An 18382-nucleotide genomic window follows, 5' to 3' on the forward strand; every position below is an offset into this window, starting at 1 on the left:
TTAGTAATTTTATTTTATGTTTTACTTAATGAATTTATTGCTATTTGCACATGTTTTACAACTTTACATTATTTGTTGTTATTTCTGTTATTTAGGCTTGACTTTCATTACACTCATTGTTTTTTATTCTAGTTAACATAACGCTTATTTTTAACATAAAAAAATCCTCCTCACCTTCAGGAAGATTTTTTGTTTGCTATTATTTTATTTGTATCTTCTAGTAACAATCCCAATTGTAAAGGACGTTGGAAAAATCTAGATTTAACAGCTCTTCCTTACGTATAAAGAAATTAGCAACCCCAGAATCGCCCCACATAATATTTAATGAATCGTCTGTATCGATTTGCAACAATAATATGTCATGTTGCTGGTATTTTTCTTCCCATTCTCTCGGATCTGTCTGTGTGAAAAATGGATATCCACCAATTTTATGTCCTTGATCTTTACATAAATCATCATACAGTTCGCCTAATTCTGTATTATTTTCTTCATCAACAATTTCTTCCCAATCAATGTTATCACTAAAAATCATTTCAAATCGATAATCTCTTGGTGTTACTGGTTGATATGCCAACTCAAACTTTAGTTTTGCTGCTTTGGGTATGATAAAATTCTCTAAATCTAAAGTGTTTAAATAACTAAAATCAGTAATCACCTTAGTTAAATCCGCTGTGATTGTAGAATGATAAACAATTCGAAAGTCTTTTTGGCTTGTGGGATGATCAAAATCTGCTCCAAAAAGATCTTCTTCAGCACTTATGAAAAACTGTAACATTCCATGTTGAGGCATATGTTCAATGTTTGGTATTTCTTCAAGGTTTAACTGCGCAAGTAGCATCATAGGTTGTCCGTTTGAGTCTTTAGGATGCTCTTGATCTATAGGTAAATACGGATATCCACCAAACTTACTTTCAAAAAGCGTTGTCTCTGCTAATGTTCCAGACACTTTAACATACGGTTTCACACTTTCTTCTAAAATACTACGATACTGTTCTAGTTCTTTCGGAATTTGAAGTTGATACGTATTCTTCACTACATTTGCCTCCTTTTAGTAATGAATTGAAAATGCCTAACTTAATTATATAGTAAGCGATAGCTTAATTGAAAATCGTTAAAAATCCATTTTCACCCTCATTTTTTGCGCGCTTGGTGGACAAAGTAGATTATGTTCTAAAACCTTTTTATTAATAGTTCGAATTAAATCCGCTGCTTCTGCAGTATTTGTATTTTCTTTTAGCTTTTCTTTTAAATCATCAATTTCTTTTGAAAGCTCAATCCACCTAGGTAAAACATGATTATTTGCTAAAGTTCTATAAAGTTGCTTTTCAGGATTGTAAGAAAGATCTTTATCAAGATTAAGAGGTTTCCCTTTACCAGGTAAATTATCAAAAGCTCCTTTTTGTTCTGCTTGTTTAACGATAGAACTAATATGATCCTCATACGTATAGGACCAAACTTTCTCATCTTTTACTAAAATCTCTTGTTTTTTTAGTTTTTTATCTAGTTCTTCTTGATTCATAGATTTTCTCTCCTTTTTATTTTATAGTGTGGTTTTTATCTATTTCAAAGCTTTCAATCCATCTAACAACTTTTTTCACCCTCACACGCTATCATGACCGTCTCGAAACTCTTCATAAGTGGTTTTGTACCCTTTATCTTTTAAAGCTCTATACAAGTGATTATTGGCCGTTAAAAGAGGTTTGTTTTCAAGTTGTCCTGCTACCATATAAAAGTGAAGTTGAGTTGCAATAGAATTTATAGATGAAATTTGATTTTCAATCCAAGGAATATCGTTTTCAAAAGTTAGTTCTTCTAGCTGATTAACATGATCTACAGCAATACATGGCGGTATTCCATTTTCGTAAATTAAATAATTGAGTGTTTTTGCGGTTGAAGATTACTTAATGCATGGATTTTTATTAAAGACAATGAAATGTTCTTGAAGATGTGAAGTTTGAGAATAATTATGAGGTAGATCAAGATGTTTTGCCCTTGCTGCAATGTGGCAGTAAGGATATTTAATTTTGATAGAATGATATAAGAGCCTTGCTACACTTTTGTAATAAGACTCTTTAAATGAGTTATTTACTAGAATAATTGTCTATTGCTTGAATAGAAAGTTCCAACGATTTTATTCTTCTTTCTAAAAGCGTTCTTTGAGGACTCCCAAGCTTTGGCTTAACGTAAATCTTTTCAATTGATGGAAGCAAACCAATCAGAACATTACGAGCTTCTGCTAAATCTTCCTGAGTATAATGATGAGTTTCTTGCTTCCAAACACTTTCTAACATAGCTAAGCCGATAATAGCTGCTTTGAGTCTTTTTTTCACTAAAGTAGTATTTGATCCTTTTTGAGTCATCTGTGATAAGGCATTTTCAAGTTTACTAATTGTTGACTGTAAAGATTTTATTGATTCTACTTTATCTATATTTGATACGTTTTTCATGTTAATGTTATCCCTTCTACGTTGCTAACTTGTTTTGTTTAATGTTTAATGAAATCCTTAAAAGCTTGATTTCACTCGAAATATTTTAACATAAATAACTAACTGTATTCGAGTTGGACAATAACTTAAAGTAAAACAGCTATTCCTCTCTCCTCCCCTGTAGCATTCTATTATATGTACTTCTTTCTTCTCATTAGAATTCCTATATAAACTAGTTGTTAATATTGAATGTTTTATGAACAAAAAAACGTACAAGTAATGTAACCTGTACGTTTTCGCTTTTATTCAGTAAGGTAATAAAGTAATAGCTTCCTGGTCTTCTCATAACTTATGAAATCTCTATACAAAATGGGATAATTCACAATTTCTGTTTCTAGAAAACGATATTGCGGAAACCACTCGAAAAACGATTTTCTTAACCACTTTATTTGTTGAAACGTAATGTTCTGTTCGTTTCCATTTAGTACAGAATTTAAAGTAGCTGCTGTATGCATCCAATAATGATTAAAATCAGCGTTTATACAGTCATCTTCGGTAAATTTACTTTTTAAGTCTCGCTGCAATTTTGCAGTAGCACGATAAGGAAACGGTTTATGAAGTGGACTATGCATTTTCTGCAATTCCTTAAAAATAATTCGTTTTCCTAACTTCAACTTTCCACCACTTTATTTCTCTATCCAATTTAATAAGTTTTCATAATGATATTGAGCATCGATATACCCAAGATTATATAGATTAACGAGCTTTTCCTTATTTCTTTCTATTCCGCTTATAGGAAGCTGTACACTTGGTTGAATTACATAAAAATTATCTTTTTGTTCTTCTCGATTCATATAAGATATCGTCTCATTATAAAAACGATAATGGTCTACTAAATTCTCTGCGATTTTCGGATATTTTCTATATAAAATTTTAGCCAGGCCTGAAAATTTATTTCGCTGCTTCTCATATCCTTCTGGCTTTGTCATAATGACAACGTTCTTTTCATAACCATCCTTTTGGGCTTTCAAAACTGGTATAGGGTCTATAATCCCTCCATCTAATAATTTTCGATTATTATATTCTACAGCAGGTGCTATAAACGGTACAGAGCTTGAGGCGCGAATGATTTTTAAAATATCATTTCCGTGTTCTGCTTTATTATAATAAATGGCTTGTCCTGATTCGCAATCAGTCGTCCCTATAACAAACTGTTCATTACATTTTAAGAAAGTTTGAAAATCAAATGGTACAATTTTATTAGGTACTTCATCAAATAAAAAATCCATTCCGAATAATTCACGTTTTCGAATTAAGTTTCGATAAGATATATACCTGTAATCTGATACTAGCTCTGTATTTACTTTCTTATTTCTACCTTTTTGACGTGACAAATAGGTTGCTCCCATACAGGCTCCAGCTGATACGCCGACTACATACGGAAAGAATAAGTTCTTTTCCATGAAATATTCGAGTACACCTGCAGTATATAAACCTTTCATTCCTCCGCCCTCTAATACTAAACCAATATTCTTCATGCTATATCCCTCTGCTTCTTTTTTCTTAATTTCATATTAGCATAAGATTTTAAGATGAGGTTATATAAACTAATTACAACAATAACCAGAAACTACTAAAGTAATGTCATAATATCTTTGTGAGTAACATGTTACAATATAAGTAATTCATTCCACATATATTAAAGGAGGAATTTAATATGGGTTTATTTAGCGGTATTTTAGGAAATGCATCAAATACGAGTTCTGAAAGTGTAGAACGTGATTTAGAGAAGATTATGCTAGACGATGAAAAAGTAGAGCATGCTTATAAATTAATTCGTGATCTAATCGTATTTACAAATCGTCGTCTTATTTTAGTAGATAAACAAGGAGTAACTGGCAAAAAAACAGAATACCATTCTATTCCTTATAAAAGTATTACACAATATAGCATCGAAACGGCTGGGCATTTTGATTTAGATGCAGAACTTAAAATTTGGGTGTCTAGTATGGAGGATCCAATTACGAAAGAATTTAAAGGTGACGATAGTATTTTAAGCATTCAAAAAGCGTTAGTAACCTTTACGACTAAGTAGTTGTTTTTGTATTTTTATTCATTTTTAAAATTACTAACCCGAGTATTTTGGAAGAAAATACATTATTTTTGTATATTTAATCTAAAATAACATAAAAAGGTAAAGCGTATTTTATATGCTTTACCTTTCTTTTTTGTAATAAATAAGTGTAGTTTCATCATTTAATTTCTTTATAACTTCTGTTCTTTTATAACCCATCTTTTCGTATAAAAAGCAATTTTTCTCTTCTTCTAAAATAGTAGCAAGTTCCCAGCTCGTTGCTTCAGGAAACATTTCCTCAATTAATGTAAGTACCTTTTGGGCAATTCCTTTTCCTTGATAACTCGGGTGAATAAACATTGGACTGATCCAAAATTTAGAGGGTGTTTCTTTTGGTGAAATGCATATCGCTCCAACAAGATTCATTGCCACTATTATTTTATAGAAGCCACCGTCTACATGATTTATTCTACAAATAGTTTTTTCGATAGTTTCATTTGCTGGATTTGTTTCATAGTCTTTATATTTATGTAATAAAGGGCTAAATGAGTCTATTTGCATTTGAAATATAACTTCTGCATCACTTTCTGTCGCCTTCTCTAATGTAATCTCCATGTTACCAATTAAGTCGCTTTCTTAACGAGGTAATATGAGCGGTATGATGACGACCATGCCATGCGTATAGTCCTATTGCAACAGCAAGTTTTGTTTCACCAGTTTCAGGATGGTTAAATGTCTTTTCTAAATCTTCAATTTCTAGAGAATATAAAAGGTTAACCCATCTTTTATGTAATGAATCTAGCATTACTAGTGAAACATCTACCGGTAATTTTGAATCGGGTAACTCTGCCCACTTCTCTTCTTTATACGGCTTAATAGTGGGATTCTTTTCTGTCAGTGCTAATTTAAAGCGTATGTAGCTATTCATATGACTATCAACGACGTGATGAACTACTTGACGTACAGTCCAACCTCCAACGCGATATGGTGTATCTAACTGCTTCTGATCTAAATCTTTAATTGCCTTTGTTAGTTCATTTGGTAAATCTTCAATTTCTTGAATCCATGTATCAATCATTTCTTCAGTTATAGGACGTTTGTATGTAAATTGGCCAATTGGATAACGTAAATCATTCATGAATAAGTCCTCCTTATTATAAGCGTGAAGTATTTCTCCAAATATAGTGTACAAACTTCACATGTTCTCCATTTAATTCTACAGAAGTTGTATCTGATTCGTTTTGATAAGAAGAAAATCCGCTTTTTTCTAGTACAATTTGTGATGCGAGATTATTAGTAGTTGTTTTAGCATGAACTTCAGTAATTTCATTATTTTTCGCTACATCTAAAATTAATTTTACGGCTGCTGTAGCAACTCCTTTTTTAGTAAATTTTTCTCCGACCCGATACCCTAGCGAACTAATTTGAGTTTCCGTATCTATATCTACTAAATTAATTCGCCCTACAATTTCTTTTTCTTCATTACGAATTAAATAAAAATAAGAATCTCCATCTGCTTGTTCTATTAATAAATCGTCTAGTAGTTTTTGGAAATATTCAAATTCAAAATATTTTGAGCCACGATTTGGCACCATTGTTTCAAAAAAAGATTTATTCGTAAGTTCAAACGTAAATAAATCCTTAGCATCTTGTTTCTTTAGTTGCTCTATGTATATTTCCATCCCGTATTCTCCTTCTAGATTTACTAACTGTTATACATTCTTTTTTAATCAATTATATTCCTGCTATTACTTTCGATTAAGTAATACAGATAGTAGTACTTTCGGATGAAAAAGATGAAATGGACTACGAATTAAATTCATCACTCGTACTAACCGAATATAAACATCAGAATTACTTGCGGATAGTCGATATATTTGTTTCGTATACCATAGCTGAAATTTTTGTTTTGTAGTTAATTCTCTCTTTAGTTGCGGATGACGTGATATTTCCGTTGTTGTCATATCCCATGGGGTTTCTATTATATTAGCTGCCTTTTTATAAAATTGTTGTGTAAATGTTTTATCAAGTTGTTTTCTACCTTGCAGAAGTAATTGCAACTGGTGAGCCTCCATAGCAGCAACTGATACGCCTTGGCCGAAAACGGGATCAAAACGACATTGCGCATCTCCAACAACTAATAAGCCTTCTGGTACATTATTCACTAAATCAAATCGCCGGCGTACTTGATAGGGAATTTTGTATGTCTTTATATCAGTAATTCCCTCAGCCTTGTTTAGGAAGTCTGTAACATTAGAAATTGATAGGTTTTCAGCAAAATCATAAAACTCATCATCTGTTTGTGGTGCTTTCTCGTTTGCGTATCCACTGAAAGTAACAAAATAACGATTATCTTCTATCGTTTGAATAAGAACGCCATAAGGGTTATCAGGGAAACTCGGAGACATTAGCACATTGCAACAGTCTAATTTCTCATTTTCTTTAAGTTTGAACATTTTCGTTGCGTAAAATAAATCAATACGAACTTTCTCTTCTTGTACTTCAATTTCGTATTCTCGTAACCACTCTATACTTTTTGAGCCAAATCCACTCGCATCAACTACAAGGTCTGCATGAACTTCTTCTTGTATGTCTGTCTCTAAATATTTAACTTTTACTCCACACACTTTGTTAAGCTTTTCATCTACCAATAACCCTTTAACCAATGTTTCATATTTAATAGTAATATTTGAAATCTGATGTATTCGTTTTTGAATATGCCATTCTAGTAAAGGACGACTTTGTTGAATCATATGTACTTCCCCTACGAACGGTTGTTTCCATAGACCGAATTGATGCCATTTTAAATCACGTGTAAAGTTGTTTATAATACTACCCGCTTCTATTAATTCATTCGTAATAGTAGGAAACAATTCTTCAATTGCTTTTTCTCCACCTTTTAATAACACGTGAGGATGATTACTTTGTGGAACTCTTTTTCTTGAAGCTTTTCCATCCCATTTTTCACCGACTTCTAAAATGATTACTTCTTTAAAAAAAGTTGATAAAGCTTTTGCTGCAAACTTTCCTGCCATACTTCCACCAATAACGATAGCCTTATTAAACATATTTTCCCCCTTAATAAAAAGAGATCCTGCCTTGTATGAATGAAACAGGATCTTAAACTAATTAACTTCTTTATCATTATACTTAAAATACATCAGTAAATTGCAACGTTAAAATTAAAATACCTAATCCCCATACGTAATACGCGAATACTTTTAAGGAGTGACGTTTTAAATATTGAATCATCCATGAAACGGCTATGTATCCAAAAAACGCTGCTGATAACGTTCCGACAATTAAAGATGTACTAGAAATAGATTCTGCTTTCCCTTGAAAAACGTCTGCAAATTGCAAAATGATAGCTCCAACAATAGCTGGTGTCGACAGTAAAAAAGAAAAGTAAGCAGCAGTTTCACGGTCTAATTTTCTCCATAATGCAGCGACAATTGTCATTCCAGAACGGGAAATGGCTGGAAAAATAGCAGCAGCTTGAAATGAACCGATAATTAATGCGTCTTTATATGTTATGTCATCCATTTTTTTACGACCATTCTTTTGTTTATCTGCCATGTAGAGAAAGAATCCGGTCACTAAAAACTCCCAACCGATCGTGATTCCTGTTTTTGAAATATCTTCAAAGAAGTCTTTAAACAATAAACCAATAACAACTGCAGGTATCGTCCCAACAATAAGTAATAACATGAGCTTTGAAAATGGGTTTTTAATTAAATATATAAATTCTTTTTTGTAATAAATAAACACTGCAAGTAAAGTCCCAATATGCAACATCGTATCTAAAAATAAGCCTGCTTCATCTAATTGAAATAAATGCCTTCCTAAATAAAGATGTCCGGTACTACTGATTGGTAAAAATTCTGTTAAACCTTGAATTATACCTAATATGAAAGCTTCTAACCAATTCATGATGGTCTCCTTTCTCTTTTGCTTGTACCAATATATGAGGGTTAAATTTTTGATATGAAAAAAACTATATTTCTCTATGAATTTACTTTTAGTTTATGGATATATATGTAAAGAGAATTAAGGAGGGTTATTATGTGGAAGTACACAAAATTCGGTAATGTATTACTTTGGATGGGCCCTATCCTTGTATTTTTAGGACTATGTATGACAAATGTTATTTCAGATATTCCTTTCTTTGAGGGAAACCATAAAACGCTTGGTATTGTACTTATATTTATAGGGATATTCTGTTTTATTGTGGCTAATCATTTGAAAAAAGGAGAAAGATATGAAGAATAAATCTAAATAAAAAACAATCCTGGCATATTAGCTAGGATTGTTTTTTTATTAATGTTGATTATTTGTAGAATACTTTATCAACGTTATATTTCGCTTTGTATTCATTAATGATATATGTTTCGTAAATTTCTCTTTCTGTTGGATCTTCTACGATACATGCATCAATGCGGTATACTTCATCACGGTGATTTTTAATTGGTGAAACATTATCTTCAAAATGCTTCTTAATACGTTGTCTAATTTTACGAGCTTTACCTACGAAAAGTAGTTCGTCATTAATATTGTAAAACATAAAAATGCCGCCTTTATCTCTAGGGAACAAGTGGAAATCGATAAATCCATTAATTGGAGTAATGATTGGCTCGTCTCCTTTAATAACTTGTTTACGTTCAGTAATTGTAACATCAACTTCAGGGATACTAATTTTAATCAAGTTCATTCACGTCCTCTTTTATTATAAAGATAAATAATAGCATACATATGTAAGAAAAGCTACGTTCATAGGTATATTTCATTTTATAATTCAAATATTATAGGTGTATCATGTAAACTCTTCTTCCAAATCATATGATCACTTGATTCTCCCCAATAATCTTTCAGTACATAACTAGGCTCTCCAAACTTCTTTGTCCATATACTTTGCGCTTTTCTGTATCCACTATCTAAACAGAATTCTGTTATTCCTCTGCTAAGTAACGTAAGAAACATTGTATGTAGCAGTAAACTCCCGATACCCTTTCTTTGATACTCTGGAAGTATAAATACAGTTCCTATTTCATACAAATCCTTAAGTACACCACCTGTACAACTATTAATCAATGTACTTGCTGGACCAACTTCAATTGTTCCAATGATTTTATTGTTATTTGTATCAATTGCTAATAAAAAGTAACGTTTTTCTCCATTACTATCAAAATCTGTTTTCAAATATTGCTTTTTCATGTTAATTTCATTTTCTATGTCATCCAATAGTTGTGATAATCCTTCATTTTTATATGTATTCGTAATAACGATACGGAAAAATAAATATAGTTCATCTACATCATTCAAATTCGGTCTTCTAACTGCAACGTTAGTCATGAATACATTCTCCAATCTTCATTATGCCATTGTCAATACAACACTTTACATAATCTATTCATCATTATTCTGCAAAAACCTGCATAAATCCAGCAATATAGAAAGCTCAGTATAAATATTAATAAAATAATTTTCATGTCCATAGTTGTATGAACAGTAGGACCAAGTACCGGAAAACGGAAAACATCGAGAACGATCATAATACCTATAAGTAGACACGTTGCTGAAAAAGAAACTATCCAAATTCTCCTCTTAAATTTTAAAAAGGCTAGTCCTAAGGCTAGACCTAATAAGCCTGTAGTAAAAGGAAAGATAATTAGTTCACTTGGCTCAATAATAAATAATAGAAAAATAGTAAGAATATAAGAAAGTATTCCCTCACGAATAGAATAGAAAATAGCAAAAAAAATCGGTAATGTCGAAAATGGACTAATGAGCAAACCTATACCAGGAACTAAGTTACCCGCTGCTTGAAACATGGTGGCTAATGCACTCATCAAAGCTGTAAGTACTAACTTATTCGCAAGGGACAATTTTCTTTTATGAACAAAGCTTATATCATGCTCTATCATCAGTTGATACCAATAACGTACAAACCGATTCATTAAAATCCCCCCTAAAGACACCTCATTCATTACTTTCTATATTATTCGTACACATACGGTTTATGAGTTACTTTCTGCAAGTTAATAGATGCTCATACATTGAAGATTTTTAGGGGGATAAGTTAAGTCGTGCGTTTTGGGAACAGAATGAATTCCTTATATTATATTTTTAGACTGATAATTTGTATCGTATTAAGGGATAATTTCAAAAATGGTACCTTTATTAAAATCAGTTACTTTCATAGAACCGTAAACTCCTAAATATAATTTAGTTTGATTCAAATTTGTTCCTAAACTCATATAATAAGCTGCTTGCGTACCAAAATCATAATTGGTTTCAATAGCATGAAAGTCAGCATGTTTACCGTCTGTACCTGCTCTAGTATAGGCTAAAACACCTTTAACTGGCGGTCGAGAATCTTCTTTCTTAGCAAGGTCAGTAAACACTACGCTACCTGTTAAATTTGGAATTGCATTTCCCATATATGGCTGAACTCCTGTAAGGGAAGTTCCTCCAAACTTATCTGTTCTAGAATCTTTATGAAAATAACTAAGTAGAGGTAGAATGCGCTTCACTGAAGTTTGTATTGTTTCATCATAATAAGTCATTGTTCTTTCATCCAAAGTCTGATTTTCGGAACAATGCCGTATAAAAGAAGTAGGTAAATCCCCTTCCCATCCTCTCCAACCAAAATTGATAAACCCATCTTGATTGGGAGTGAGCCTCATAAAATGCATTTGAACAAGTTCTGTAACCGGTATAGGTTTATATTGAACAAATGAAAAAATAGACTCTACAATATCTTGTCCGACATTTCCGGCGTATTTGATATATTGATTATAAAACCTTTGAAATGAAATGCCGGTTATATTACGTACTCCTTTTGCAATTACTGTAAGTGTTTCTTGTATAGAGAAAGGGAGTTCATTAAAGCGTGTAACTACAGGAGGGTTATTTATAAATGTATTTTTACTTACATCGATTTCAATTATTTTACCTGCTATTTCTAAATCATCTTGGCTTAAATTAAATGGATCATAACCTGATCCGCCATCTCCATTTGTAAAAACAAGTTTTCCAGTCTCAGGTGAAAAGTTTAAACTATTGACTCCGTTATGATTAAAAAATGGTCTTCTTACATTCAGTAATGTTCGTCGCTTTTGAGCTTGACCATTAGGTTGTAAAGTCCATTCTTCCACAGTATCAATGTGATCATATTGCGTATTTCTATTAACCCACTTTAAATTTAATGTTTTAGGGTCACAAGGATTCGGTTTAAATTGTTCAGAAAGTGCACCTGGCCCTTGAGTTCCGGCTACTGAATAATGTAGATAAAATAACCTATTTTGATAAAATTGTGGATGGAACGCAAGTCCTAGCAATCCGCGTTCATCATAACCGCTACTAGAAACACCTTCTTCAAATGTACCTAATTTAATAATTAGGTGACGAATATCTAAAAATATCTTTATAACTCCATTCCCTATGTAAAAAATCTCTCCTAATTGGGTTGCGATAAATAGTCTTTCGGTCGATTCGCCTGGAAGTATTGTTGTTTTCAATACGGTTGGTAAATTTATATTATGAACAATGGGTCGTAAACTAACTTTAACTTTTGTCAATTAACTGTACACCCCTTTTTCTTCTTTTTATAGAAGAATATGATTAGAGTAGTTCTGTTAGTATCAAATAAGTCGCATTCCTTTTTATTACAATTTTGTATATAATATAATTATAAATAATATGGGGGACGAACTATGATAATCGTACTACAAATCATCTTACCACTAATTTTCGCAGTCTATTTATTTACCCTCTATCATAACGGGACGTATGGATCAGCTTCATTCATTTTAGCAGTCATGATAGGAATTTTCGGTTTAGAGAATATTTTTCAATATGCTAGTCTAACAGATCATGCTATTTATCCATATTGGGGAAGTTTGAAGGCTGTTGTTATCGTTTTATCAGTCGTATTTCTATTTAAAAAAGGTGGTTTAACAGGAAAATATTGATTTGTAATGCGTTACATATTTTCTTGTTAAATTGCTTTTATTTTATAAAAGAAGAAATATTTATGTGAAAACAAGAAGGGATGTGTTACATATGTCTATAGATATTATTTCAATAATCTCTATCATAATATGGATTGTGTTAATTACAGAACTTATAAAACCTTCAAAAGAACAGAATGGACGAAAAATAGTAACTTTAGTAACTGCTGGTTCCGTATCAACACTTATTTTGACGGTTTCATTTATTCAAAATATCCCGTTTTGGAATTGATAGTGATATTCATAACAAAAATATGTATAAATAAAAAGATTAGGATTCACTCCTAATCTTTTTATATTTTGAGGTAGCACCATATGCCCAGCAAGCTAAGGTCTTGAAGTAGCCCCTAAACAAAATTTTAAATTTTTCTAAAGTTATTTATGTGAATTCAAATCGTTTTCAGGAACATATGTGATCCTTTTATAATTTGAAGTTCTTTTTAAGCTTCTTATATTTTCTGTACGAACGTCTAACAATGTTTAACATAAAATACGGTATTTTAACGGGGAAAGGCAATTTATAAATGAAAGGAAAATAAAAGGTGAAATATGCCTTTTCTAGGTCTCTCCACTTACTATCTTCTTTTGTTTTTAAGAAATCAGATACATCGACTACATATCCCCTTCCTTTTTCCATCATCACATTTTTCCCGTGAACATCACAAGGAGTTAACCCTTGCTCCCTCGCATACTCTAAAGCCTCATTAATATCAAGTATTACTTGCTTAGGAATTTTAATCCCCTTATGAATAGCATCGTATAAGGTAATTTCTTTTAAACGTTTCAATACTATGAAATTTTCTCCTTTATATATAAGCTTTGAATAAGAAGGATGATCTCCAATTCTTCGGTATACTTCTGACTCTTTTTCAATTCCTTCTCCTTCTCGCACGTAAACTTTCACTACCCAATCTTTGTATTCTTTGTGCATGAATACTGCGGCATAATTACCTGTTCCTAAACACTTCCAAAGTCTAGGAATATCTTTAACTACTACAGGCTCGAATTCATCCTCACTTCTTATACTTACCTCTTTTAATAATTCGTCCTTTATCAATCCCACAAAACTATTTATACTCATCATTCCCACTCCGGTTTTGCTAAAAGGGGGCCCACCCACATTTTAACGAAAATATACACTAAGCGAATTTTAGCATAAAACGAGTCATCTTTCTTCTTAAAATAAAAAGCTAACTCATTTTATTTAAACTGTTGAATACTTAATATTTATTCCGTTATTCATAGCCAAAAACCGTACGATATAAAAATATTTCTAACTATTTTCATTTTTTCAGAGTCAACTGTATAGGGCTTTTCTTAGTACAAGTTCTCTTAGTAAATTACCTATACAAAATCTATATTACTCTATTTTATAATCTAAAACATTGTTTAGAAGTGTAGCAAAGGTTTGTTAATGGTTCAATTCTTGTTCCACTACTATCTTTGTTAGCTAAAACTTTTATTGTTTTAATAGTCTTTTGTTTAATTCCCACAATGCTGTTTTGTTGCTATCCCATTTCAAAAACGTTACTGCTTCCTCAAAGCATAACCATTTATAATTGAAGTGTTCTTTAGATAATGATATGTTTTTTGTAGGGACTTTAACTCCAAAAGAAAATTCTTTTATTACATAAACCTCTTCTCCCCAAAGGAATCCTCCAACTACATCTTCTACTGATAGTGAAGACACAGAATCTAATTGTATATATGGACATTCTCTTGTAATACCAGCCTCTTCAAATGCTTCCCGTTTTGCTGATTCAATAGGAATCTCACCGTCTTCTCCGCCACCAGCTATTCCTTGCCAATAACCATAATCACTTCGGTTAAAAATGGCATATTGAATAGAATCGGCAGTTTTTATATAAGGAAATATCAATACTTGATATGGCGCTCTCATTACTTAACCTCCTCTCGAAAATAAGTTTTAAATCAATATGAATAAAGAGCCGACATCACAATTCTACATTATTAATGCAGGTTTATAATGTCGGCCCTCTATTTTTAAATAATTTTATTTTTCATAAACAGGCTTACTCTTAACAGAGGAAAAACTACTTATTCTCTGTCGAATTTGTTTAGCATGGTTTTTCATAAATGTTAGCAGTACTCCATATTATTCAATTGCGCCAGCAACGTCATAATCATTTAAATCTAATTCAATCGGTTGTCCGAGCGCTAGTTTAGCAAGTTCCGCTCCTAAGTATGGACCAGCTGTTAAACCCGAAGCCCCTAATCCATTCGCAACGAGAATTCCTTCAAAGTTAGGTAGTGGCCCGATAACAGGTAAGAATCCTGGTGTGAATGGTCTGAATCCAACTCTCGTTTCAAGCATTGTAGCATTTTCTAAGCCAGGTGCAACTGCTAATGCCTTATGGAATACTTCATGTAAACCACCTGCTGTTACACGATGATCGAAACCAGTATCATTCTCATGTGTTGCACCAATTACGACATGACCATTGTCAAACGTTAAAATATATTGATCGTTCGGTGGCATAACAACTGGCATATTTTCTGTTGCTGTATTTTCAATATGCAGATGAACAATTTGTCCTTTTTGGAATGTAACTAAGAAATTAATTCCTAATGGGTTCAAGATTTCATTCGCCCATGCGCCTGCAGTTACAATAACCTTTTCTGCTAAAATTGTTTCATCGTTTACTGTAACTCCAGTAATATGATTTCCTTCACGGACTAATATGGCATCGCCTTTTATAAAAGTTGCACCATGTTTTTTCGCAGCACTTATTAATGCATTGCGTAATAATCTTCCATTCACTCGTGCAGCACCACTAATATGAACAGAACTATATTCGTCTGATAATGCTGGGAATAATTTTTTTGTTTCTTCAGCTGATAAGCGAGTTATTTCACCAATCTCTGGGGCATCTTCACGTCGTTTATAAGCTCGCTCTTCCATTTGATCTAACTTTTTCTCGTCAGTATGTAAACTAATTGCACCTACACGATTATATCCTGTGTCAGTTTCACCGTCTTCTTCTAATTGCTGAATTAACGAAGAATAGTAACGTGCACCGCCTTTAACGATTTTATACCATGCTTTATTACGACGCTGTGATAGCCATGGACATACAATACCTGCTCCTGCATCAGTTGCTTGCCCTAATTGTTGGCGATCCACGATAGTAACATTCGCACCTGCCTTAGCAAGATGATAAGCAGTAGACGCTCCTAAAATTCCAGATCCAACTACAATATACGATTTCATTTCAAACACCTTTTCTCTTTTGCTAATTATATAAATATACGAACATTCCTTAGTATAATGGAAGGAATGCTTTTTTCAATGTACTCATCACAATTAATTGTTGCAGCATTGTGACTTTCTTAATCATTATTTTTTCTTCTTACGGAATAATTCAATTGTTTTATAGCCTTGTGAAAGGATCTCTATCATTTTCTCTAGACGTTTTTCACGTGTTTTTTCTTGTTTTACAGAAAAAAGATTACGTGCCCAATCTTTCTGATATCCAGGCGTTAAACTTTGATAAAACTTAAGTTCATTCGGATGATTAGCTAATAATGCTTCAACATCTTTAATTCGATCTGCATAATCGGCAACACATTGACTCATAGCAGATGTTTTTGTTGTTTTTTTCTTTTCACGTTTTAAACCAACAACAGTAAAGACTTCATCCATACTTACCATTCGTGCAAATTTAATATCGCTTTCTCCCACATAACCATCTTCTCCAACGTTTAATGCCGGAAACATCTCATCACGGTGAATAAACGTACTATAACGAGCATTACCTTTTTTCGGATATGCGAAGAATACGTAACCTTTTTCAATTAGTAATTCTTCATTACTAATAATAAAATTCGTTTGTTTCACCATTTCATCAAGCGTTTCTACAAATATAAAGATAGCATCGTGTTCTTTTGAGAATGCAGTTTCTTTACCTGTAAAAATGTCATAATCACTTGGTTCGTTAATAACGACCATATTTGTATACTTATTAAGTTTCAATTTATCAATAACTGACATAATAATCTTCCTTTACATTCAAAATTCATTGTACATACTTTTTCGTACTGTTCTAGTGTATTATATGTATTAAGAAAATCAAACTTTAAATCGTATTATTCTGCTGCAAAAGAACATAATTCTTTACTAGATGGGGTGGTTTTATGCCATATGTAATCCGAGATGAAGGGCTAGTTTTACAAGGGGATGATGGAAAAGAACCAATTTTTCATACATATGAAGAAGCTGAGGAAACATTAAAAACATTAACTATACCGCAGTTTCCGAAACATATTAGAAGAAAACCATTTACACCAAAAATAATAAAGATAGCCGCTTCTGAATAAGAACCGGCTATCTTTATTATTCATAACTTAATAGCAAATAAAGTATATAAAAACTCTTTATATTGATCTTCTGTAATTTCACGCTTAGTTTTTTCCCCATGAATAATTTCGGTTAAACTTGTATTCGTTAATGAAATATGGCCAGAGTTCGTCAACTTTACTGCAATTGGTCCTTTATTAAAAATAGACTTCTCATCTTCTATCACTCTTCTTTGAACATCATTTACTACTATCTCATCAATATTATGTTTATAAAAAGCATGACAAACTTTCCATTCTCCATCAGTATCTATTCTTTCTAAAACATAATTTCCTTTACTCGTATCTTTTCGTCTCACCCGGTACGAACCATTTTTTGAAGAAACAGACTTACCAGTAAAAGGTACAGGAACAAGAGGTACTAACGAAGCTATACCTACATCAATTAAATACTGTACATTATCATAAGTTAAAATAATTGTTATATGGCCATCCTCAAGTGCCCATGCATTTATATCGTTTTTATAAACCGTACCTAATGCCAGTTGTACATCATAGCCACAGTCTCTTAAAAAATAGTAAAAAAGAGTGTTTAATTCGTAGCAAAGTCCACCACGGGAACTAGTTAAAATTTTCTCTCGCAAGTTTTCCGGAGAGATTTGATTCGTATTACACGCTATAACATCTAAATTCTCAAATGGTATAGTCTGTGCAAACGAAAAGAGTATGGTAGGTAATTCTTCAAACGTTACATCATTACGTTTTTTAAGATTTAATCTTGTGAAAAGCTGATCTTGTAAACTTGTCATATTTAGCACCCCTTAAAAATTTATAAGTTAAAATAATATATGCTGATTGTAAATTTTAAGGGGCACTGTAACAATGTACATTTCATTTAACTGTACCGGTACAAAAATTACGATTCACGAGGTAAATTAATAGAAGGCGTCATTACAAATGTCTTTTCTGTAATTACTTCTTTTTGGGGCAAATCAAAAGCTACGAATATAAATTTAATAGTTTATCTATATGCAAATTATTAATATCACTTAAATCAACAAAATATTGAAGTTGCCACGTTTGGCTCTTTTTAGCTTGATTGCTAACAGTGGTATCCCAAACAGGATAAATTCTCATTGCCATTTTCCCTGTTTGACTTTGTGTTCTCAATATTTTTTCTTTAAGAAGAATCTCTTTAGGAAAAATGAATTGCCCTAGTTTATTATCAGCAATACAAGTGATTACTAATAAATCAGGAGCAGCTTCATAAGAGAAAGCTCTATTTCGCATATTTTCATCTTTCTCCCAAAAAGAAACAAATTGCCCAATTTTATTAGGAGTAACTTTTGATTTTCTAAAACGAATGGTTTTGTTATTTAAGTGGAATAAACATCCTGCATATTCTGCGTTTTGCTTTTCTTCTTTTAGATTCGTAATCATTAAATTGTTAGGTTTGTAAACTATATTGTTTAAATTTCGGATCGTATCATTAAAATTGTTCAAAAAAACTCCCCCTTTATTCATCTCTTAGTTTACCACAAACATCAGTTCTTCTA

The 18382-nt window shown here is 32.0% G+C and carries 25 protein-coding genes and 1 pseudogene; 5 read left to right on the plus strand and 21 right to left on the minus strand.

The features are described 5' to 3' along the window. Nucleotides 1–217: 217 nt before the first annotated feature. From ACUXVC_RS13540 to ACUXVC_RS13565, 6 genes and pseudogenes are all read right to left on the minus strand, one after another. Entirely contained in the window at nt 218–1033 is an 816-nt protein-coding gene (locus ACUXVC_RS13540) for a YwqG family protein (RefSeq protein ID WP_144465227.1), read from the minus strand. A 78-nt stretch (nt 1034–1111) separates the two neighbouring features. Beyond that, entirely contained in the window at nt 1112–1519 is a 408-nt protein-coding gene (locus tag ACUXVC_RS13545; RefSeq protein WP_001987779.1) for a DnaJ family domain-containing protein, read from the minus strand. 81 nt (nt 1520–1600) lie between these two features. Continuing rightward, nucleotides 1601–1993, minus strand: a pseudogene (locus ACUXVC_RS13550) (hypothetical protein); the annotation flags it as partial. Nucleotides 1994–2081: 88 nt separating this feature from the next. After that, nucleotides 2082–2447: a hypothetical protein gene (locus ACUXVC_RS13555; protein ID WP_144465228.1), complete on the minus strand. Its 366-nt coding sequence runs from the start codon at nt 2445–2447 to the stop codon at nt 2082–2084. A 281-nt stretch (nt 2448–2728) separates the two neighbouring features. Then, complete coding sequence (locus tag ACUXVC_RS13560; protein ID WP_000765936.1) at nt 2729–3100, minus strand: YxiJ-like family protein; 372 nt, start codon at nt 3098–3100, stop codon at nt 2729–2731. Nucleotides 3101–3112: 12 nt separating this feature from the next. Then, on the minus strand, nt 3113–3964 hold the full coding sequence (locus ACUXVC_RS13565; RefSeq protein ID WP_000789277.1) for a patatin-like phospholipase family protein: 852 nt from the start codon (nt 3962–3964) through the stop codon (nt 3113–3115). A gap of 179 nt (nt 3965–4143) precedes the next feature. Between ACUXVC_RS13565 and ACUXVC_RS13570 the strand changes: the two genes are divergently transcribed. Continuing rightward, nucleotides 4144–4521, plus strand: coding sequence for a PH domain-containing protein (locus tag ACUXVC_RS13570; RefSeq protein ID WP_000522472.1), 378 nt, complete (start codon nt 4144–4146; stop codon nt 4519–4521). 120 nt (nt 4522–4641) lie between these two features. Here ACUXVC_RS13570 and ACUXVC_RS13575 read toward each other — a convergent pair whose 3' ends face one another. The 5 genes from ACUXVC_RS13575 to ACUXVC_RS13595 form a co-directional block, all read right to left on the minus strand. Then, nucleotides 4642–5115 carry a GNAT family N-acetyltransferase gene (locus ACUXVC_RS13575; protein WP_088023940.1) on the minus strand — a complete coding sequence of 158 codons (474 nt, stop codon included), beginning with the start codon at nt 5113–5115 and terminating at the stop codon, nt 4642–4644. A 1-nt stretch (nt 5116) separates the two neighbouring features. Continuing rightward, the gene (locus ACUXVC_RS13580) at nt 5117–5638 is read right to left on the minus strand and encodes a YfiT family bacillithiol transferase (protein ID WP_000999070.1); all 522 of its coding nucleotides are present in this window, start codon (nt 5636–5638) and stop codon (nt 5117–5119) included. A gap of 16 nt (nt 5639–5654) precedes the next feature. Then, a complete protein-coding gene (locus tag ACUXVC_RS13585; RefSeq protein WP_000409236.1) occupies nt 5655–6182 on the minus strand; it encodes a GNAT family N-acetyltransferase in 528 nt (175 codons plus the stop codon). 66 nt (nt 6183–6248) lie between these two features. Further along, nucleotides 6249–7568 carry an FAD-dependent monooxygenase gene (locus tag ACUXVC_RS13590; RefSeq protein WP_078401727.1) on the minus strand — a complete coding sequence of 440 codons (1320 nt, stop codon included), beginning with the start codon at nt 7566–7568 and terminating at the stop codon, nt 6249–6251. An 82-nt stretch (nt 7569–7650) separates the two neighbouring features. Beyond that, a complete protein-coding gene (locus ACUXVC_RS13595) occupies nt 7651–8430 on the minus strand; it encodes an undecaprenyl-diphosphate phosphatase (protein WP_053564291.1) in 780 nt (259 codons plus the stop codon). Between the two features lie 132 nt (nt 8431–8562). Here ACUXVC_RS13595 and ACUXVC_RS13600 point away from each other — a divergent pair, with 132 nt between their 5' ends. Further along, on the plus strand, nt 8563–8769 hold the full coding sequence (locus ACUXVC_RS13600; RefSeq protein ID WP_144465229.1) for a hypothetical protein: 207 nt from the start codon (nt 8563–8565) through the stop codon (nt 8767–8769). A gap of 58 nt (nt 8770–8827) precedes the next feature. Here ACUXVC_RS13600 and ACUXVC_RS13605 read toward each other — a convergent pair whose 3' ends face one another. The 4 genes from ACUXVC_RS13605 to ACUXVC_RS13620 form a co-directional block, all read right to left on the minus strand. Then, complete coding sequence (locus ACUXVC_RS13605) at nt 8828–9208, minus strand: nucleotide excision repair endonuclease (protein WP_001048947.1); 381 nt, start codon at nt 9206–9208, stop codon at nt 8828–8830. A gap of 77 nt (nt 9209–9285) precedes the next feature. Next, nucleotides 9286–9849, minus strand: coding sequence for a GNAT family N-acetyltransferase (locus tag ACUXVC_RS13610; protein ID WP_000185959.1), 564 nt, complete (start codon nt 9847–9849; stop codon nt 9286–9288). Between the two features lie 32 nt (nt 9850–9881). Next, a complete protein-coding gene (locus ACUXVC_RS13615) occupies nt 9882–10454 on the minus strand; it encodes a hypothetical protein (protein WP_053564289.1) in 573 nt (190 codons plus the stop codon). A 192-nt stretch (nt 10455–10646) separates the two neighbouring features. Further along, nucleotides 10647–12077, minus strand: a complete 1431-nt coding sequence (locus ACUXVC_RS13620; RefSeq protein WP_340783698.1) for a PQQ-dependent sugar dehydrogenase — start codon at nt 12075–12077, stop codon at nt 10647–10649. Nucleotides 12078–12212: 135 nt separating this feature from the next. Here ACUXVC_RS13620 and ACUXVC_RS13625 point away from each other — a divergent pair, with 135 nt between their 5' ends. Both ACUXVC_RS13625 and ACUXVC_RS13630 read left to right on the plus strand, forming a co-directional pair. Beyond that, complete coding sequence (locus ACUXVC_RS13625; RefSeq protein WP_000587696.1) at nt 12213–12470, plus strand: hypothetical protein; 258 nt, start codon at nt 12213–12215, stop codon at nt 12468–12470. Between the two features lie 91 nt (nt 12471–12561). Continuing rightward, entirely contained in the window at nt 12562–12741 is a 180-nt protein-coding gene (locus ACUXVC_RS13630; RefSeq protein ID WP_063547452.1) for a hypothetical protein, read from the plus strand. 189 nt (nt 12742–12930) lie between these two features. Here ACUXVC_RS13630 and ACUXVC_RS13635 read toward each other — a convergent pair whose 3' ends face one another. From ACUXVC_RS13635 to ACUXVC_RS13650, 4 genes are all read right to left on the minus strand, one after another. Continuing rightward, a complete protein-coding gene (locus ACUXVC_RS13635) occupies nt 12931–13590 on the minus strand; it encodes a serine/threonine protein kinase (RefSeq protein ID WP_000026522.1) in 660 nt (219 codons plus the stop codon). A 378-nt stretch (nt 13591–13968) separates the two neighbouring features. Continuing rightward, on the minus strand, nt 13969–14409 hold the full coding sequence (locus ACUXVC_RS13640) for an NUDIX hydrolase (RefSeq protein WP_001202588.1): 441 nt from the start codon (nt 14407–14409) through the stop codon (nt 13969–13971). Between the two features lie 216 nt (nt 14410–14625). Further along, nucleotides 14626–15741 carry an NAD(P)/FAD-dependent oxidoreductase gene (locus ACUXVC_RS13645; protein WP_144465231.1) on the minus strand — a complete coding sequence of 372 codons (1116 nt, stop codon included), beginning with the start codon at nt 15739–15741 and terminating at the stop codon, nt 14626–14628. A 126-nt stretch (nt 15742–15867) separates the two neighbouring features. After that, complete coding sequence (locus ACUXVC_RS13650; RefSeq protein ID WP_000110844.1) at nt 15868–16521, minus strand: YdeI/OmpD-associated family protein; 654 nt, start codon at nt 16519–16521, stop codon at nt 15868–15870. Between the two features lie 143 nt (nt 16522–16664). Here ACUXVC_RS13650 and ACUXVC_RS13655 point away from each other — a divergent pair, with 143 nt between their 5' ends. Next, nucleotides 16665–16847 carry a hypothetical protein gene (locus tag ACUXVC_RS13655; protein WP_001147158.1) on the plus strand — a complete coding sequence of 61 codons (183 nt, stop codon included), beginning with the start codon at nt 16665–16667 and terminating at the stop codon, nt 16845–16847. A 20-nt stretch (nt 16848–16867) separates the two neighbouring features. On the opposite strand, the gene ACUXVC_RS13660 is transcribed toward ACUXVC_RS13655, so the two are convergent. Together ACUXVC_RS13660 and ACUXVC_RS13665 are read right to left on the minus strand one after the other, a co-directional pair. Further along, complete coding sequence (locus ACUXVC_RS13660; RefSeq protein WP_446026147.1) at nt 16868–17635, minus strand: arylamine N-acetyltransferase family protein; 768 nt, start codon at nt 17633–17635, stop codon at nt 16868–16870. A gap of 190 nt (nt 17636–17825) precedes the next feature. Beyond that, a complete protein-coding gene (locus tag ACUXVC_RS13665) occupies nt 17826–18329 on the minus strand; it encodes a MepB family protein (protein WP_144465233.1) in 504 nt (167 codons plus the stop codon). Nucleotides 18330–18382: the final 53 nt, after the last annotated feature.

Source organism: Bacillus sp. N6, assembly GCF_052805735.1.

Coding starts and splice junctions, on each gene's coding strand:
- ACUXVC_RS13635 (WP_000026522.1), bottom strand. CDS start 13,590: ATGAGTATAAATAGTTTTGTGGGATTGATAAAGGACGAATTATTAAAA.
- ACUXVC_RS13575 (WP_088023940.1), bottom strand. CDS start 5,115: ATGGAGATTACATTAGAGAAGGCGACAGAAAGTGATGCAGAAGTTATA.
- ACUXVC_RS13545 (WP_001987779.1), bottom strand. CDS start 1,519: ATGAATCAAGAAGAACTAGATAAAAAACTAAAAAAACAAGAGATTTTA.
- ACUXVC_RS13605 (WP_001048947.1), bottom strand. CDS start 9,208: ATGAACTTGATTAAAATTAGTATCCCTGAAGTTGATGTTACAATTACT.
- ACUXVC_RS13645 (WP_144465231.1), bottom strand. CDS start 15,741: ATGAAATCGTATATTGTAGTTGGATCTGGAATTTTAGGAGCGTCTACT.
- ACUXVC_RS13585 (WP_000409236.1), bottom strand. CDS start 6,182: ATGGAAATATACATAGAGCAACTAAAGAAACAAGATGCTAAGGATTTA.
- ACUXVC_RS13615 (WP_053564289.1), bottom strand. CDS start 10,454: ATGAATCGGTTTGTACGTTATTGGTATCAACTGATGATAGAGCATGAT.
- ACUXVC_RS13595 (WP_053564291.1), bottom strand. CDS start 8,430: ATGAATTGGTTAGAAGCTTTCATATTAGGTATAATTCAAGGTTTAACA.
- ACUXVC_RS13655 (WP_001147158.1), top strand. CDS start 16,665: ATGCCATATGTAATCCGAGATGAAGGGCTAGTTTTACAAGGGGATGAT.
- ACUXVC_RS13625 (WP_000587696.1), top strand. CDS start 12,213: ATGATAATCGTACTACAAATCATCTTACCACTAATTTTCGCAGTCTAT.
- ACUXVC_RS13555 (WP_144465228.1), bottom strand. CDS start 2,447: ATGAAAAACGTATCAAATATAGATAAAGTAGAATCAATAAAATCTTTA.
- ACUXVC_RS13570 (WP_000522472.1), top strand. CDS start 4,144: ATGGGTTTATTTAGCGGTATTTTAGGAAATGCATCAAATACGAGTTCT.
- ACUXVC_RS13590 (WP_078401727.1), bottom strand. CDS start 7,568: ATGTTTAATAAGGCTATCGTTATTGGTGGAAGTATGGCAGGAAAGTTT.
- ACUXVC_RS13630 (WP_063547452.1), top strand. CDS start 12,562: ATGTCTATAGATATTATTTCAATAATCTCTATCATAATATGGATTGTG.
- ACUXVC_RS13600 (WP_144465229.1), top strand. CDS start 8,563: ATGTGGAAGTACACAAAATTCGGTAATGTATTACTTTGGATGGGCCCT.
- ACUXVC_RS13660 (WP_446026147.1), bottom strand. CDS start 17,635: ATGACAAGTTTACAAGATCAGCTTTTCACAAGATTAAATCTTAAAAAA.
- ACUXVC_RS13610 (WP_000185959.1), bottom strand. CDS start 9,849: ATGACTAACGTTGCAGTTAGAAGACCGAATTTGAATGATGTAGATGAA.
- ACUXVC_RS13640 (WP_001202588.1), bottom strand. CDS start 14,409: ATGAGAGCGCCATATCAAGTATTGATATTTCCTTATATAAAAACTGCC.
- ACUXVC_RS13650 (WP_000110844.1), bottom strand. CDS start 16,521: ATGTCAGTTATTGATAAATTGAAACTTAATAAGTATACAAATATGGTC.
- ACUXVC_RS13565 (WP_000789277.1), bottom strand. CDS start 3,964: ATGAAGAATATTGGTTTAGTATTAGAGGGCGGAGGAATGAAAGGTTTA.
- ACUXVC_RS13580 (WP_000999070.1), bottom strand. CDS start 5,638: ATGAATGATTTACGTTATCCAATTGGCCAATTTACATACAAACGTCCT.